The 17203-nt window shown below is 58.0% G+C and carries 14 protein-coding genes; 8 read left to right on the plus strand and 6 right to left on the minus strand.

Going from position 1 to position 17203, the window contains the following annotated elements; translation table 11 throughout:
• Window positions 1–33: 33 nt before the first annotated feature.
• Window positions 34–2730 (minus strand): DNA translocase FtsK, encoded by a 2697-nt coding sequence (locus ABUK73_RS06220; protein ID WP_353576515.1) that lies wholly within the window; start codon window positions 2728–2730, stop codon window positions 34–36.
• Between the two features lie 314 nt (window positions 2731–3044).
• Between ABUK73_RS06220 and ABUK73_RS06225 the strand changes: the two genes are divergently transcribed.
• The 7 genes from ABUK73_RS06225 (at window position 3045) to ABUK73_RS06255 (ending at window position 9797) form a co-directional block, all read left to right on the plus strand.
• Window positions 3045–3929, plus strand: coding sequence for a dihydrodipicolinate synthase family protein (locus ABUK73_RS06225; protein WP_353576516.1), 885 nt, complete (start codon window positions 3045–3047; stop codon window positions 3927–3929).
• Window positions 3930–3941: 12 nt separating this feature from the next.
• Window positions 3942–4601, plus strand: coding sequence for a GntR family transcriptional regulator (locus ABUK73_RS06230; protein WP_353576517.1), 660 nt, complete (start codon window positions 3942–3944; stop codon window positions 4599–4601).
• Between the two features lie 66 nt (window positions 4602–4667).
• Entirely contained in the window at window positions 4668–5996 is a 1329-nt protein-coding gene (locus ABUK73_RS06235) for an ABC transporter substrate-binding protein (RefSeq protein WP_353576518.1), read from the plus strand.
• Window positions 5996–6934, plus strand: a complete 939-nt coding sequence (locus tag ABUK73_RS06240; RefSeq protein ID WP_113089085.1) for a carbohydrate ABC transporter permease — start codon at window positions 5996–5998, stop codon at window positions 6932–6934. The genes ABUK73_RS06235 and ABUK73_RS06240 overlap by 1 nt, the downstream gene beginning before the upstream one ends.
• Window positions 6934–7755 carry a carbohydrate ABC transporter permease gene (locus tag ABUK73_RS06245; protein WP_353576519.1) on the plus strand — a complete coding sequence of 274 codons (822 nt, stop codon included), beginning with the start codon at window positions 6934–6936 and terminating at the stop codon, window positions 7753–7755. The genes ABUK73_RS06240 and ABUK73_RS06245 overlap by 1 nt, the downstream gene beginning before the upstream one ends.
• A gap of 29 nt (window positions 7756–7784) precedes the next feature.
• Window positions 7785–8843 (plus strand): ABC transporter ATP-binding protein, encoded by a 1059-nt coding sequence (locus ABUK73_RS06250; RefSeq protein WP_062451252.1) that lies wholly within the window; start codon window positions 7785–7787, stop codon window positions 8841–8843.
• A gap of 6 nt (window positions 8844–8849) precedes the next feature.
• Window positions 8850–9797: a sugar kinase gene (locus tag ABUK73_RS06255; protein ID WP_353576520.1), complete on the plus strand. Its 948-nt coding sequence runs from the start codon at window positions 8850–8852 to the stop codon at window positions 9795–9797.
• Here the strand turns inward: ABUK73_RS06255 and ABUK73_RS06260 are convergent.
• Window positions 9767–10720, minus strand: a complete 954-nt coding sequence (locus ABUK73_RS06260; RefSeq protein ID WP_353576521.1) for a hypothetical protein — start codon at window positions 10718–10720, stop codon at window positions 9767–9769. The two genes, ABUK73_RS06255 and ABUK73_RS06260, sit on opposite strands and share 31 nt — an antisense overlap.
• Window positions 10721–10853: 133 nt before the next feature.
• Window positions 10854–11636: a helix-turn-helix transcriptional regulator gene (locus ABUK73_RS06265; protein WP_353576747.1), complete on the minus strand. Its 783-nt coding sequence runs from the start codon at window positions 11634–11636 to the stop codon at window positions 10854–10856.
• On the opposite strand from ABUK73_RS06265, the gene ABUK73_RS06270 reads away from it, so the two are divergent.
• Window positions 11553–11969: a hypothetical protein gene (locus ABUK73_RS06270; RefSeq protein ID WP_353576760.1), complete on the plus strand. Its 417-nt coding sequence runs from the start codon at window positions 11553–11555 to the stop codon at window positions 11967–11969. The two genes, ABUK73_RS06265 and ABUK73_RS06270, sit on opposite strands and share 84 nt — an antisense overlap.
• A 157-nt stretch (window positions 11970–12126) precedes the next feature.
• Here ABUK73_RS06270 and ABUK73_RS06275 read toward each other — a convergent pair whose 3' ends face one another.
• The 3 genes from ABUK73_RS06275 to ABUK73_RS06285 are packed head-to-tail and all read right to left on the minus strand — an operon-like array spanning window position 12127 to window position 17164.
• A complete protein-coding gene (locus ABUK73_RS06275; protein WP_353576522.1) occupies window positions 12127–13938 on the minus strand; it encodes a TniQ family protein in 1812 nt (603 codons plus the stop codon).
• A complete protein-coding gene (locus tag ABUK73_RS06280) occupies window positions 13938–14924 on the minus strand; it encodes an ATP-binding protein (protein WP_353576523.1) in 987 nt (328 codons plus the stop codon). Before ABUK73_RS06280 ends, ABUK73_RS06275 begins: the two co-directional genes overlap by 1 nt.
• Window positions 14924–17164, minus strand: coding sequence for a Mu transposase C-terminal domain-containing protein (locus ABUK73_RS06285; protein ID WP_353576524.1), 2241 nt, complete (start codon window positions 17162–17164; stop codon window positions 14924–14926). Before ABUK73_RS06285 ends, ABUK73_RS06280 begins: the two co-directional genes overlap by 1 nt.
• Window positions 17165–17203 lie beyond the last annotated feature (39 nt).

Raw genomic sequence — 17203 nt, forward strand, 5'->3', positions numbered from 1 at the left:
GGCCTATCAATTCTATCTCTAGAGCGGGACTTTTCAGTCCCCGCCTCCAGGCACTTCACAGACATCCCGTTCACCCACGATGATCGAGCGCTTGCCAACATGGTTGGCCGGGCCGACGATGCCTTCCTGCTCCATGCGTTCCACCAGCGAGGCAGCGCGGTTATAGCCGATGGACAGGCGGCGCTGGATATAGGAGGTCGAGCACTTCTTGTCGCGCAGTACCACCTTGACGGCCTTTTCGTAAAGGTCTGCCGTATCGTCCTCGGCCATGGCCGTCTTATCGAAAACGGCGCTGTCTTCTTCCTCGGCGTCGTCAGCCTCGTCGGCATCTTCGGTGACCGTTCCCAGATATTCCGGGCGACCTTGCGTCTTCAGATGCGCGACGACCTTTTCCACTTCTTCGTCGGAAACGAAGGGGCCGTGAACGCGGGCAATGCGTCCGCCACCGACCATGTGCAGCATGTCGCCCTGGCCCAGCAGATGCTCGGCACCCTGCTCGCCCAGAATGGTGCGGCTGTCGATCTTCGACGTCACCTGGAAAGAGATACGTGTTGGGAAGTTGGCCTTGATGGTACCGGTGATGACGTCCACCGATGGGCGCTGCGTAGCCATGATCAGGTGAATACCGGCGGCACGCGCCATCTGCGCCAGACGCTGGATGGCACCTTCGATTTCCTTGCCGGCAACCATCATCAGGTCGGCCATCTCATCGACGATGACGACGATGTACGGCATGGCCGTGAGGTCCATCTCCTCCTGCTCGTAGACGGCCTCACCCGTTGCGCGGTCGAACCCGGTCTGCACGTTGCACATGACCGTCTCGCCCTTGCCGCGGGCGGAAGCTGCACGGGCATTGTAACCATCGATATTGCGAACACCCAGACGCGACATCTTGCGATACCGGTCTTCCATCTCGCGCACGGCCCATTTCAGCGCCATGACGGCCTTCTTCGGGTCGGTCACGACCGGTGTCAGAAGGTGCGGAATGCCGTCATAAACCGAGAGTTCCAGCATCTTGGGATCGACCATGATCAGGCGGCACTCTTCCGGCTTCAGGCGATAGAGCAGCGACAGGATCATCGTATTGATCGCCACCGACTTGCCGGAACCGGTGGTGCCAGCCACCAGAAGATGCGGCATCTTTGCCAGTTCCGCCACCACAGGTTCGCCGCCGATGGTCTTGCCGAGGCAAAGCGCCAGCTTCATGCGCGTTTCGGCATAATCGGGAGACTCGATCAGTTCGCGGAAATAGACTGTCTCGCGAACCGGGTTCGGCAGTTCGATACCGATGACGTTACGGCCGGGCACGACGGCAACGCGGGCAGAAAGCGCCGACATGGAACGGGCGATGTCATCCGAGAGGCCGATGACGCGGGAAGATTTGACACCCGGCGCTGGCTCGAATTCGTAGAGAGTGACGACCGGGCCGGGACGCACATCGATGATCTCACCCTTGATGCCGAAGTCTTCCAGCACGCTTTCCAAGAGGCCAGCGCTCTGTTCCAGCGCTTCCGGCGTCATGGTCGTCGTTTGCAGAACCTGTGGCTGCTGCAGCAGGTCGATGGGCGGATATTCGTATTCCCCTTCGCCAAAGACAGGCGCATCGAGGAACATCGGCTGGTTGTTGTTACGGGCAACCGTGCGCATTTCCCGACGCGGCTCGACAACGGGCGCGACAACAGCGACGGCTTGCTCGACAGGGGCGACAGACTGTTCAACGGGGGCTTGGGCTGGGGTTGCGGCCTCCACCTCAGCCACCGGCTCAACCTCAACCTCGCGAGCAGAGCGAATTTCTACCTGCCGATAGAGCGAGACGGCTGACCCTTCAGGTCTGCTGAAAACAGGCTTCTCAATGACCGGCAGCGTCTGGCGAACCACCTGCACAGGCCGAGGCGCTGCCTTTGCAGCAACGGGCGGAGCTGGAATTGGGGCAGTCACGGCGGCGGCGCGCTGCGCCTTGATCCGTGCCAGTTCCGCAAGCCGCATGGGCCGTGACGGCGGCAGGATCGCATCGCCGACATCAAGGCTCATCGCCTCCCAGAACATTTCGTCGGAGAGAGCGTCTGCAAAAGCTGGCACGTCAAGCGTCGCCGGGCCTTTTTGGCCGTGCTCGTCAGGAAAGCATGCGACATCTATCTGCTCGGCATTGCCAGCGTCCACAGGCATTTCCGCTGTATTTTCGGCAACGGGCTCAGCCGGGGCAGATGCTTCCTGCTGCTGCTTCAGCGCGAGTTCACGCCGCAGACGATAGGTGAGAGCAAGCGCACCTGTTGCCCCCGGCGGCTGCGGCAACACGGCAGGCTTGGCGATGCGGCGTTCGACGGGCGTCGGCTTCGGCGCGGGCTGCTGTTCGGAGACGGCTTCAACGGCGACGGGGCCAGCGATGGCTACGACTTCCTCGTCGGCCTTACCTGACGGCGTAGCGGTAGACTGCTTTCCAGCAACGATGTTTTGCGGGGTACGGGTAAAGCGCACGTTGGGACCGAGGGTGAAGGCGTTCTGCCACAGCGGCATCTCATCACGGCCCTCAATCGCATTGGCGGCGATCTGGTCGGCATTGTGTCCCATAACCGCGCGCTGGTCTGCCGTTAACGGAATCATTCCGCGGGCGGCGCTTTGCGGGTCTTTCGGCTCCGCATTGGGCTGGTTCTGTCCCCTCTCTTCTATCGTATTGACGGAATTATTTAAATTTGAACGGGGAAAACGCATCACAGCCTGTACACTCATCATAAACGGACATTTGGCACAGCAAATGAGATAGAAAATAAAGGTTAATCACATATTGCCAACGGGCTCTCAAAAGCGAATTTTCACAAGCTTCTTGGCCGCTGTGTCTGTGCAGCCACGCATCGAAGGTGATGACGAAACCGCCAAAAATCGTTGAATATCAGGCGTTTTTACAGCTTTTAAGCCTCACCAAGACCTGACGGCGCCCCTTGCCGCTCTCTTTAATAAAAACTTCATGCGAACTGACAGATGCCGGCTTTACAACTAACATGTTAATGGCGTATCAAGTTGCTGTCAGTTTTTGGAGGAGCAGGCAATTGACTGGGAAATTCGGCCTATCGGCAGCACTTACGACACCCTTCGCGCAGGATGGAAGCATCGACATCGCGGCCATGATTGCGCAGGCGAAGCGCTCGCTTGCCGCTGGCTGCAACAGCGTCACCCTGTTCGGCACCACCGGTGAAGGCAGCTCTATCGGCAGCCGCGAACGTACGCAGGTGCTGACAGCTTTCCTTGATGCAGGCGTAAGTGCGAACAATCTCGTCGCTGGCGTTCTGGTGGATTCGGCGCAGGATGCTGCCGATCAGGCCGGTGAAGCCTTGAAGGCCGGTGTCCGCAATATCCTGCTCGCCCCTCCCTCCTATTTCAAGAATGTCAGCGATGACGGCCTGTTCGAATGGTTCTCGTCCGTTTTCCAGCAGCTTGGCACTGATGCCCGCGACGTTCTGGTTTACAACATTCCCTCTGTGACGACGGTAGCACTTTCCGTGGAGCTGATCGGTCGGCTGCGTCACGCCTTTCCGGGCGTCGTGACCGGCGTAAAGGACTCCTCCGGCGATTGGCCCTATACGCAGCGCCTGCTGGCCGAACATCGCGATCTCATCATCCTCATCGGTGACGAGCGGCATCTGGCGCAAGGCGTTCGCCTTGGCGGCCAGGGCGCGATTTCCGGCTGCGCCAACTTCCTGCCCGCCGAAATCCGCGCCATGGCCGTGGACGGCGTGGAAGACAAGCGGATCGAAGACCTCGTCGTTGAGCTTCTGAAATATCCGGTAACACCTGCCGTCAAGGTTTTGGTATCGCATGTGACGGGTGAACCCATCTGGCATTCGGTTCGCCCGCCCCTGGTTTCCATTTCCGCTGAAAACCGTAAAAAGATCGAAGCGGCCTTCGAGTCGCTGTTCAGCAAACGGGCGGCTTGAGAAGGATAGTCGATGGACGACAGCGGCGAACAGACAACGTTGAGGGAGAAGGCGTATGAAAGCTTTACGCACCACCTTCTCGCGCGCGATGTTCGCCCCGGCCAGTTCATCTCCCAGCGCCGCCTCGTAGAACTAACCGGATTGCCACTTGGCGCAATCCGCGAAGCCATTCCACGGCTGGAAGCAGACGGTTTGATCATAACGGTGCCGCAGCGCGGGCTACAGGTTGCGCATATTGACATCAACCTCATCCGCGAAGCCTTCCAGTTTCGTATTTTTCTGGAAAAGGAAGCGGTCGCGATTTTTACCCGCACGGCATCCGATGAGACGATTGCCGCTATGATAAAGGACCATCGCGATATTGGAGAAGCAGCCCAGAGCGGCAAGACATCGCCGGAACTGGATGCCCGCGCTCAAGCGGTCGACTGGGGCATGCACGACGCCTTCATCGATTCGCTCGGCAACTCCATCATCTCGAATGCCTACCGCGTCAATTCGATCAAGATGCGGTTGATCAACCAGGAACGGTTCCGCATTGCCGGTCACGTCAAATCGGTCATGGCGGAGCATCTGACCATTCTCGAAGCCATCGAGCGTCGCGCACCGGAAGAGGCCGCCGAAAGGCTGGTCGCCCATATTCGCAACGCGCGGGACAGGGCTTTGGCGGTTTAGGAACACAGCATAAGCAATCGGCCGGGGGTGAGGAGATTTTCGGCCAACACAAGAGGAGGAAAAAACATGACGCATTCACTGCTCAATCCCACACGCCGTGGGTTCATGGCTGGCACAGCCGCCATTGCGGGCACGGCCGCATTCGGCATTCGCCCCGCATCTGCCGCGGTCAACTGGAAAAAGCATGCTGGCACGACGCTGGAAGTCAATCTCGTCAAGAGCCCGCGCAGCGAAACGCTTCTGAAATACATCAAGGAATTCGAAGACCTGACCGGCATCAAGGTCAACGCCGAAGCAACGCCGGAACAGCAGCAACGCCAGAAGGTCGTCATCGAACTGTCCTCCGGCAGACCAAGCTTCGACGTGGTTCACCTGAGCTATCACGTCCAGAAGCGCCAGTTCGAAAAGGGCAAGTGGCTGGCCGATATCAGCGGCTTCCTGAAAGACCCGTCACTAACCGATCCATCGCTTACCGAAAGCGATTTCGCCGAAGCAGGCATGCAGTTTGCCAAGGATAGCGATGGCGTTCTGCGCTCCCTGCCCTTCTCCGTGGATTACTGGATTCTGTACTGGAACAAGGAGCTCTTCGACGCCAAGGGCCTGAAATATCCCCAGACCTTCGACGAACTTGTCACCGCCGCAGAAGCGCTGACCGATCCGTCCACCAACACCTATGGTTTCGTGGCACGCGGACTGAAGAACGCCAACACGCCGGTCTGGACATCGTTGATGCTGGGTTATGGCGCAGCTCCAATCGTGAACGGCAAGATCGACACCACGACGAAAGAAGCCGTCGAAGCAGCAAAGCTATATCAGCGCCTGATGACCAAATCTGCACCGCCTGGCGTTTCCGGTTTCAACTGGGCCGAAGCACAGTCGGCCTTCCTTCAGGGCAAGATCGGCATGTGGTTCGATGGCGTCGGCTTTGCACCGCCCATCGAAAACCCGGAAAAATCCCGCGTCGTCGGCAAGGCTGGCTATGGCGTGATGCCAAAGGGCCCGGCACAGCAGGCGGCAGGCACATTCGGTGATGGTCTCGGCGTGGTCGAAGCCAGCCAGAAAAAGGAAGCGGCTTACCTCTTCTGCCAGTGGGCCATTTCCCACGAAATGGGTGCGCGCCTGTTGCAGGCCGGTGCGGGCGTACCGTTCCGCCAGTCCATTCTGGAAGACGCCAAGGTTCGCGAAGGCGTGAAGATGCCTGCAGAGTGGCTGGATGCCGTCGTCGGCTCCGGCAAGGTCTCCAAGCTGGCCCTGCCCGTCATCATTCCCGTCACCGAGTTCCGCGATATCTACGGCGTTGGCCTCACCAACATGATTGGTGGCGCAGACCCGGAAGCCGAACTCAAGAAAGCGACCGAGCAGTTCGCCCCTGTTCTGGCACGTAGCGAGGGATAATGGTGTCCGTCAGCATCGAAAATGCCGCAAGGCCAACGAAACTCGTCAGAAGGAGCAAGCCCACGCGGCTTGCTCCCAACTACTGGCCTTTCGTCATTCCCGCACTCGTCGTCATTGCAGCGGTGATCGTGTTTCCATGGGTCTTTACCCTGTGGATGAGCGCGCAGCGCTGGACGCTGGGGCAGGAACAGAGCTTCATCGGTTTCGACAACTACATCCGTCTGGCAAGCGATGCGCGGTTCTGGGAATCGCTCTGGCATACGCTTGTCTATACGACGCTGTCGGTTGTCGCGCCCTTGTTCCTTGGTACGCTGGCGGCACTGCTGTTCGATGCGCAATTTCCGCTGCGCGGCTTTCTGCGCGGCGTCTTTGTCATGCCGATGATGGCGACCCCGGTTGCCATCGCGCTGGTCTGGACCATGATGTTCCACCCGCAGCTTGGCGTCTTGAACTATCTCCTGTCCTTCATCGGCATCGGCCCGCTGGAATGGATCTATAACCAGTCAACCGTCATCCCCTCGCTTGTGCTGGTGGAGACGTGGCAGTGGACGCCGCTCGTCATGCTCATCGTTCTCGGCGGGCTCGCCGCCGTTCCGCGTGAACCTTACGAAAGCGCCGAAATCGACGGTGCAAATGCCTGGCAGAAGTTCCGCTATCTGACCATGCCGATGATCGCGCCCTTCCTGATGATTGCCGTCATCATCCGCTCCATCGACGCCGTCAAAAGCTTCGACATCATCTACGCGATGACACAGGGCGGACCCGGCACGGCATCGGAAACGATCAACATCTATCTCTACAACACGGCCTTTGCCTATTACGACATCGGTTACGGCTCGGCCATGGCCGTTATGTTCTTCATCGTCATCATCGCACTGTCCTTCGTGCTGTTGATGGTGCGCGCCCGCACACAATGGAACGAGATGGAGGAGCGCTGATGAAACGCAAGACACTCGACAAGATCGGCCTGTTCTTCGTGGCTCTCGTCATGATCTCGCCCGTCATCCTGTTCTTCCTCTGGATGATCTCGCTGTCGCTGAAATTCGAAATCGACAACGGCGCCTATCCCCCCATCCTCATCCCCGAACGTTTCGCTTGGTCGAACTATGTGAAGGTGTTCGAGGAGAACAATTTCTTCCTCTATTTCTGGAATTCCGTTCTCGTCACCGGTGCGGCGACCTTCCTTGCCCTCGTTATCGGCGTTCCCGCCGGTTACGGCATTGCGCGGCTGAAGGCGGAAAAAGCAGCCATCGTCATCATGATCGCACGCATGACGCCCGGGCTCTCCTTTCTCATTCCGCTGTTTCTCCTGTTCCAATGGCTGAATCTGCTGGGCACGCTATGGCCGCAGATCATCATCCATCTGGTCGTTACCGTTCCCATCGTGGTCTGGATCATGATCGGTTATTTCGAGACGACGCCGAAAGAACTCGAAGAAGCGGCCAGCATCGACGGCGCGTCCTCATGGCAGGTCTTCCGGCTCGTGGCTCTGCCCATCGCCAAGCCCGGCATCGTCGTGTCCTTCATTCTCGCCGTCATCTTCTCGTGGAACAACTTCGTCTTCGGCATCGTGCTGGCCAGCCGTGAAACGCGCACCCTTCCGGTCGCGGTCTACAACATGCTGTCCTTCGAGCAGGTTAGCTGGGGTCCGCTGGCGGCAGCGGCGCTGATCGTCACGCTGCCGGTGCTGTTGCTCACCATGTTCGCACAGAAGCAGATCGTAGCCGGCCTTACCGCTGGCGCCGTCAAGGGCGGCTAACTCATCAAATTCATTACGGGATCAAAACCATGGCACCGGTCAATATTCAGAATGTTCAAAAGCGCTTCGGCGCAGTCAACGTCATCCACGGCATCGATATCGACATTGGCGATGGCGAATTCGTCGTGCTCGTCGGCCCCTCTGGCTGCGGCAAGTCCACTCTGCTGCGCATGATCGCGGGTCTGGAAGAAGTCAGCGATGGCGAAATCCACATCGGTGCGCGTGAGGTCAGCAACCTGCCCGCCCGTGATCGCGATATCGCCATGGTGTTCCAGAACTACGCGCTTTATCCACATATGACGGTCAAGGAGAATATGGGCTTTGCCCTGAAGCTCAAGAAGGTCAGCGCCGATGAAACCGCCGCCAAGGTCAACAAGGCCGCTGGCATTCTGGGTCTCGACAAGCTGCTGGACCGTTACCCGCGCCAGCTTTCCGGCGGCCAGCGTCAGCGCGTCGCCATGGGCCGCGCACTGGTGCGCGACCCGCAGGTTTTCCTCTTTGATGAACCTCTGTCCAACCTCGATGCCAAGCTGCGCGTGCAGATGCGCGGCGAGATCAAGGCCCTGCATCAGCGCATCGGCACCACAACCATCTACGTCACACACGACCAGGTGGAAGCTATGACAATGGCCGACAAGATCGTCGTGCTGCATGATGGCGTTATCGAGCAGATCGGCGCGCCGCTGGAGCTTTACGACCGCCCGGCCAACCTCTTCGTCGCCGGATTCATCGGCTCCCCGGCCATGAACTTCATTCGTGGCCATGTCGAGGAAGGCGTGTTCCGCACCACCAAGGGCCTGACCCTGCCCTTGCCGCAGACGGCGAATCCAGCAGAACTCGGTGGACGTGATCTGGTATACGGTATCCGCCCGGAACACATCCGCGTAGCCGAAAACGGCATTTCCGGGCGTGTCGAACTGGTGGAAGGCACGGGCTCGGAAATCTATGCCAAGCTTGATTGCTTGGGCGAAGACATCGCCTGCCTGTTCCGCGAGCGACTGGACATCCGCTTTGGCGATACCGTCAGCATTGCGATCGATCCCGCATCTGTGCATCTCTTCGACAGGGAAACAGGCAAGCGAATCTGAACGTCCATGGATGAAAATGAAAAACACGGCAAGCATGTGCTGTGCGTGGGTGCTGCCGTGCTGGACACGCTATTCCGCGTCCATGACATGCCCACCGGCCAAGGCAAGGTGCTGCCCTACGAGATGCTGCAGATTGCCGAAGGCATGGCATCCAGTGCTGCCTATACGGTTCACCGCATGGGCGGCCGTGCCAGCCTGTGGGGTGCCGTGGGCGACGATGAGACCGGAGGTCGCATTCTTCGTGACCTCGGCGAAAGCGGCATCGACACATCGGGCATGACCATCGCCAAGGGTGCACGCTCCGCCCTTTCGACCATCATCATTGATGATAAGGGCGAGCGACTGATCGTTCCCTTTTACGACGCCAAACTGCATGAGACCAAACGCTCCTGCACGGCGAATGATCTGGCACCCTTCGATGCCGTTCTGGTCGATGTGCGCTGGCCGGACCTGGCATTCGATGTGCTGACAATGGCCCGCTCCCTCGGCAAATATGCCATACTCGACGGCGATGTCGCACCTGTGGAAACGTTGCAGCGGCTGGCACCTGCCGCCACCCACATCATCTTTTCAGAACCCGCAGCCGATCGGCTGACTGGCACGAAGGATGTGCCATCCATGCTGCCGATCTTGCATGCGCGTTACCCGCAAACCTTCATCGCCGTCACCGCCGGACCTGCGGGCTGCTACTGGACAGAGGCGGGCAATCCCACGGTTCATTTCCAATCGACAATGGAGGTGGAGGCGGTGGATACGCTGGCAGCGGGAGATGTGTTCCACGGCACCTTTGCACTCGCCATCGCCGAGGGCATGGAAAGCCGCGCGGCCATTCAACTTTCATCGGTCGCCGCCGCGCTGAAATGCACTGTCTTCGGCGGTCGTGCTGGCACGCCGACGAGGGCGGAAGCCGAGGCACGTCTGCATCACTGGCTGTCGGCGCAGCAAACGTCCTGATTGGCGTTTTCAGACACCGGCATCAGTCGTTCGCAGACCTCCGCAAAAGCTTCATCGAGAATGGCGAGTTTATTGGCCATGGCACGCGCATATTCCACGTAAAAGCCGCGCGATATCCAGATGCGGGATCGCCCCCGAACACCGTTCCAGCCAACGCCGCCAATGGCTTCTGCCGCAGCCAGTTTGCGGCTGGCATGGGCGCGTGACAGGCCGAAGGATTGCGCCAGATGGGAGATGGCGCTGACATCTGTCAGAAAGCTGCTTTGCTCGCCATTTTCGTGATGATCCATGCCCGCAATCAACCGGTCCATCAAAAGACCGCCTGAATCTGCCCATGTGAAAATCGTATAGAGCGGGCCGGGATGGTAGAGTGACTGGTTGGTCAAAAGCGCGGGTGATACCGACTGCTGAATAATCGCCAAAACGCTATCCGGCTGCACCGCAAACCGCGCCGCTCTGTCTCCATCATCGATGACATCAAGGGCCTGAAAATGCACGAAATACCAGTGTTTCAAAAGCGACAGTGTCTCCAGTGAAGGCTCGACAAGGCGAGCGGCAACACTGTCATCGCCTTGCACCGGGCGGATGACGCCATATTTCAGAGCCTCGTCAAAAAAGGCATAGGCCGTGTTGCGACTGGAAACGCCAAATTGGCGGGCCAGATTTCCAATCGCCCGACGGGTCAGCCCCGGTTCGCGGTTGTCCAAAGCACGGAAATGATGCGCTAGGGCGGCATGGCAAAGAAACCAGCGTTGTTGCGAGGCAAACAGTCCTGCCGTTCTGGGTGCCGAGCTGTAGATCGCGACGAGATTGCGCGCCAGAAGCTGGGCCGCATGGCGAAACGCATCCGTTTCGATCAGGCAGTTCATATCGTTTTCGGATACCGACAACGGCAACCGATGACCAGCACGTCGAAAATTCAACCACGTCTCCCGATGGCGGATAAGGCAAATGAGCCGTCCACGTGCTACGGAGGACAGGCCTTTTCCGCAGTTACAGGAGTGAAAAACGCCGGTCTTCTCAACCAGCGCAAAAGCAAAAATTCTGCTTGAAAGCCTAGTGAATGAAATTCGCTTCGCGATATTCACCCGGCGCGACGCCGCTATGGGTTTTGAATATCCGGTAGAAGGTTGGAATACTGTCGAAGCCGCAGGCAAAGGCGATCTGCGTGACGGACAAGGACGGCGATTTGGTCAGCATCCTTTTTGCCTGCGCGACCCGCATGTCAGACAAAGTGCGGGAAAACGACCGCCCGGCATGCTCAAACACGATATGCAGCTGCCGCACTGAAACCCCAAGCTCCAACGCGACGGATGACGGCGTCAGCCTCTGCTCACCTATATCCCGCGCCATGATGTCCTGCGCCGCATGAAAAACGCCGGACCGAAGTGCTGCACGCACCTCCGGCATGCGATGATGCAGTCTGCCGCGTGCGACCATGGCAAGACGAGCAATATGGGTAACGTCGCTTTGCGGATCGACAAGCCTGCCGTTTGGCGCTGACAAAGCATTGAACAGCGCCCGTAAAGGCATTGAAAATGCAGCATGGAGATAACGTTCCGCAAACAGATCGTCCGCGGGCATGCCCAGTGCCAAATCGCCGCCCAGCGGAATCTTGAGCATCCGATAATGAAAATCCCTGTGATCGCCCGGTATCGCCCGATAGGGCAGATCGGAATAGCTGATCGTCATGTCATTGTTCTGAACGGAATCGACACGGCTCCTGCCGCTTTCCAGCACGCCTGAACCTCTTACTTGCAAACCGATGCACAGGCTATCGCCAGCAATACGCGCAATATCCTGATCCGTCCGGCTAACCCTATAGGCGGACGCAAGCATCTCGGACGCCACGGCATTGCCGACCTGATGAGCAGAAAACGCTCCCTGAAAATCACGCCGTCGTTCAGCCGCAAGTTCGATTGTCACGCCAAAAAGGCTCTTACCCCTGACTTCCCGCCACTGCTCGAAACGGTCCTGTGGCGCAATATCGTCTGTCGAAAAATGGATCATGCAAAAAGCCCTGAAAGCTTCCGCGCAATTTCAATCGGAAGCAGACATTGTGTGGCAAAAAGACGGAGATTTCGCAAGAAGCTGGAAGGGCTGAAAGTGGAGATGTCGGGCTGGTTTATTATGAATGATACTGCTTATGCGGCTTTGATTCTTCTTTTTTAGCTCTTTCGACCATTGAATTCATTACATATTTTCTATGACTTCCTAACCAACGCGGGCATTCCGCGGTATTTGATCTGGGCACATTGGGAAGCAAGTCAAAAGAAAACCCGCCGGAGCGGGTTCAGAAGACGGCCACTTAGCCGATGTCGCGGTAGCTCTACACGATGTGCCTAATCTCTGATCTTCGGTAGAAGCGTGCGATTGACCATTGGGGTTCAAAGATTGGTGAGATTCCGGCTTGGTCGAGTTCTGCCTTAATCGCAGCCCTATAGCCTTGACGAGATTTGGCGATCTGCGTCAGGGAAACATAGACCTCCTGGAATTCAAGCACCGATCGCCTCTCGATGAACGTAACTTTCCGGACTGTGTCACGGCGCAGGACCCGTGAACGGAGAAAGCCCCGCTTGATAAGTTCCGAGACTGTGCCGGTCGTCGTACCGAGTTGAGACATCGCTTCCTTGAGCCGCATCAGTTCGTCGTCGCTCCCCGCTTTGGGACCGACCTCAAGGCTGAAAGCATCGGCCTTTACTCTCGCCCGTTGAAGAATGGGGTCGCTCCCGGAAACGGCATACGCCTTCAAGTCTCCTTCGAGTAGCATGCCGACAATCAACCGAAACGGACGCTTCCATAATCTGGCAGCCTCAGACAGCGAAATGCCGTCATCGTTTCCATCAGTCACAGCAAGCTTTGTCTCAAGCTGATGGACCAAGTCTACAACCGCTGACTTTGGAATGCGTGTGAAGCTACGTTCGCCGTTCGCTCGTGTCTCCACCTGCTTTAAAAGTCCGATTTCCAGAAAGTCGAGAACACGCTTTTCACGGACGCCAAGCACCTCCGATGCCTCCTTACTCGTCAGAGTTTCGCATGCGGCTTGAAGCACGGGATGCAACGCTGCGGCGACGAAGTAGCTGCAAGCGTCTGAGAGGCCATCACGGAATCCTGGATCGGTTTCCTTTACCAGAGCCCTGATACGATCGGGATTAAGACCGTACTTTTCCTGAGCCGAGATTAAGCAATGAAGGTATCGGTTTCGAACAGGTTTGAAGATCGTCTGCCCATCGCCAAACGGCATATTACGCTCGATGACATCCTGTACCAGGTTTACGACATTCTCGTATGCTTCCTTGTCCTTGTTACGGCTCAACCACCTGTGCATGGGTCCAAGTACCGTTGTGCCGTGCTTCACCATGGGTCGTTTGCACTCAATCACCTCTGCAAGGACACGGCGGATTTCCTCCTCTCCGCGCATGGACAAGGTAAATCCCCATTCCGCAAGGTCACTCTCGTCGCGCATCCACTCCGCCACGCCGTGAAGCGCCACAAATTCTCCGATATAGCGGGATAACTCGGCGGCAACATGGACGTCGAGTTGGTCAAGAAAGCCGTCTCCGCCACTTCTGATCAGCCGGTCACGAAGATATCGGTCGAGCTGCGGTTGCCGGCTAGCAGTTGGCGCTGCGGCTGTCGCCAAGATAGACGCTAACTCGGCATCGACAAAGCGAGGGAAATCATGAAGATCGACATCGGCATCTACGGGCATCTTCGTGATCATGCACCCATGGTCCGGACAGCCCTCAATGCCTGAAATGCCCCACCAGGCTCGCCGATATGGTCGGGATACGGGCCGCCCCGTGCCGTTGTTTCTGTCATCGACAACACACTTCGCGCAGAAGCGTTGCACTCGGCCCGGATGCATGGCCTTACTGAGGGTTGCAAAGCCCATCTGCCACGTGCTGGCAGGTCCAGATGACTTGACCGCCAGTTTCCCCAACGCATCGATCGGCATACCAGACCACTCGCTGACCAGCGACAGTGCGTCATCCTCACCTTGAACGATGGCCTTTGCGGTCACATTCGTATGACCGAGGAACGACCGCAACGACGAAAATCCGTTAGCCGCGGCAAGACGCGCGACGAAATCGATCGCTGTTTCGTCGGCGTGATAGTCGAGTGTTACAGGCAGAACCATCACTTACGTCCTTTCTTTTCAGGGGTCCACAGATCGGCGACGGAGTTCGCGGGATCGATTTCACTCCATCGGGCCGCGGTGTAGATGTTATCGCTCGGCAGGCACCCGCTGGTCCGTGAGTAGTTGAAGGCGAAAGCGCGCAGATCAACCTTGTCCTTGCTTCTGCTCTTAGCCAAGGAGCATGCCCCTTGGATTGCCGCAACGATCTCACCGAAGCAGCCGCTATTAGCCCAGCATAGCCGCCCAAGGAAATCATCGGTGCGGAGCTCGTCAGGAAGCACCATGCCGAACTTGGCGTCGACGATATCGGTGAGCATTCGCAGGATGTCCGCTCGATTCCCCGGCAGGCTCAAAGGTACGAAACGCATGATCACCGAGCGGTTCTTCACCTGGCCGTCACCGCCCTTCAGCAAATCGGCAAGGTCCGGAACGCCCGAAAAGATCAGGTGCAATGGCCAATCCGCGATCTGCATCAGCGACTTGATGCGGTCCTGAACATCGAGGATCGCCTGGCTACTCGGATGGCGACGCAGATGCTGGGCCTCGTCAACGTGAAGGTAGATGATCCCGCGCTCGCGGAACTGGGTCTTCACGGTCGCAAAGAGCTCGGCTTCCGTCTGCCTCGCCTTCGACGGAACTCCGATGGCATCAAGGATGGACACTGCGAAATCCTTCGGCCCACAAGGCTTGGGTGCCTCCAGGCTGAGAACAGGACGCACCTCCTCGCCATATTCGTTCACCCGCGGCTGAAATTCGGGCATGTGGAGGAAGTGGTGCTCCAACGCCGTCGACTTCCCGGTGCCCGATCCACCCAACAGGAACAGCGCGCGCCGTCGCGACCCGACACCGCGACGGCAAAGGTCGACGTTGTCGACCATCTCCCGCAGCATCTGCGTCAACATCTTGTCACCCGGATTTTCGACGTAGTCGCTCACGGCCGGTTTCTTGTCGACGTTGTCGTTCAGTCCAATGGCTGTAGTGTCCATTATCGGTACTCCGCGTAATAGCTGTCGGTGGGTTCGATTGGCTTCGGTGTTTCGATCGGCGTCTGCTCGACGTCGGCCTTCTGCTCTTTGTTCTTCTTGTTCTTCTTGTTCTTCTTTCTGGCGTCGCGCTCCCGCTCCGCGTGGTAATCAGGGATGAGCCTGCATTCGGACACCGAGCCATCGCGCAGCGGGTCTACGGGCGTCTCGAATGTCTTCACCAAATCTGGAGCGCTTGCAGAGCTGACCGCCTCCCAAGCGCCGAACAGATCGCTTTCGAGGATCGCGTAGTGGCTGGCGTCCAGCTGGCGTGGCGTGAGGTTGGCGCGCAGGGCTGCGGCTTCACCGTTTTCTCTCAACCGATTAATGGCCCGGAACATTGCGTCCAGTCCCGCCTCGGCCTCGCTTGCGTTCTGCTGACGAATATCGCGGCGCGCCGCGATCCATTCCGCCAGTGACACACCACGCTCGATACCGACTAGGTTCTTGACGATGAACCATCCCTTGTCTCCACGAACGGCGATGTGTTCGAGGTTGTCGGGATCGACCTTGATCTCGAAAACCATCTGGCCGTGCGTGGTCCGTTGACGGTGGAGTTCTTCGTTCCCGTACGGAACACCCATGAATGGAATTCCTTGACTGCCGATACGGCGCTGGTAACGCTCACCGAAGATGTGCAGCATCTGCTCCGGGTCTTGGCTGGGAAATTCGATCCCGTGTTCCCGTACCGCCCTGATCCAGGCGTTGTGCGGCGTCGCGCCGCCAACTCCGCTGTGGGGCTTGTTATGATAGATGTCGCAGATGGCGAAGATGAACAATCTGACGACCTCGTCCGCCAGCAGGCTGATGTTATGCTCGGGATTGTAATCCCCCTTTTCGTCGATCGAGCCAAACGTCCGCCCTTCGAAGTAAGCAGCGATCAAGGGGCCGATCGAATGGAACAAGCTTTCGACGAAAGGGCGTGCAGCGGGTTTGCCCGCCTGAGGACGGTTGAAGGTGATCCCGGCGGATCGCATCACTGACTCCACCCGCTCGTTGGCGAACTCCTTGCCGTTGTCACTGAAGATGTCTCGCGGCTGGACGAATGCGAACCATGGTGTTTCAGCGCCGACGAAATCCGAGATGTGGCGCTTGTCGCTCATGATCATGCGGATCGAGGCGGCGGCCGACACGGAGTTCGGGTTCAAGCTCGCCTTGAAGGCCAGAATGTAGCGTGTGGCGACATCGATGGCCGCCACGAACCAAATCCTTTTTCCTTCGATTGCCTGGCGATAAGCGGGCGGAAGAATCGCCCACATGCCGGTTTCGACGAAAAGCGACATCAGGTCGACGTTCCAGAAGTCGATTTCGATGCGCTGCCCTACGTTGAGAGCGTCGATGCCCTTTTTTGCCATGCTGAAGTGTTTCAGCGCGGACGCGCGACCATGACGGCCGTCCCATTTATCGAACGCGTCGAACTTCGAGATGATCGACTCGAATTTACCGCGCTTGATCTTCTCGAGTTTGAAGGTGCGCTTGGCATTTTCAGCGGCCAGCGCGGCTTGGTAGTTGCGATACACCTGCGCCATCGAAGGTTTGAGCGGCGAGATGTATTCACGGGCCTCTTTGTGTGCGAACGCCACGGATTCGTGATCCGCTGCTCGGAGATGCAGGCCGGGACCATGGTGGCGGTGGACGAGTGCAAGGGTATCCTCCCCGCATTCGTAATAGCGTTTGCAGTCCTTTCGGAAAGTCTTCACCGAGGGCGTTGGGAAACCTGCAATTTGCACCATCTGATCGGCACGGCTCTGTTCGTTGAGTCCGAGTTGCTCGATAAGGATTTCGTTGCGCCATTGGCACAATTTCGCTTGGAGAACGCCCTTCTTGAAGCGAGGCTTCTTCTCCATATGTCCATACTCGTCATCGTAGCATTTGATCAGCTTTTCACGGAACAGCGCGAGAGGCCGCTTCTTGCCGGTAATATCCTCAAAGGTTTTGTCACCGAACACCGCGCGCAGTTTTTGGTTTTCAGGCGCGTTGTACTTGTGCTGGATAGTTGCCTTGCCGCTGGCAAGACGCGTGTAGATTTCGCGATGTGACACAAACACTTCGTGTTCACCGTCGATCTCGTTACGGAACCGGTAGCCAGCGGCATCGCGCGCCAGCGGTACCCAGTTTACATTGTTGTCGGTGTACCGGTCGCGACGGCTCATGTTCACAACGGCATGGTCGAAGACGTGCGGAATCGGAAAGGATTGCAGCATCGGAGGCTCCTTTTAGGGCTACAGAGAGGGTTCTTGGGT

The sequence above is a fragment of the Agrobacterium vacciniicorymbosi genome, from assembly GCF_040427045.1.
GTDB lineage: Bacteria > Pseudomonadota > Alphaproteobacteria > Rhizobiales > Rhizobiaceae > Agrobacterium.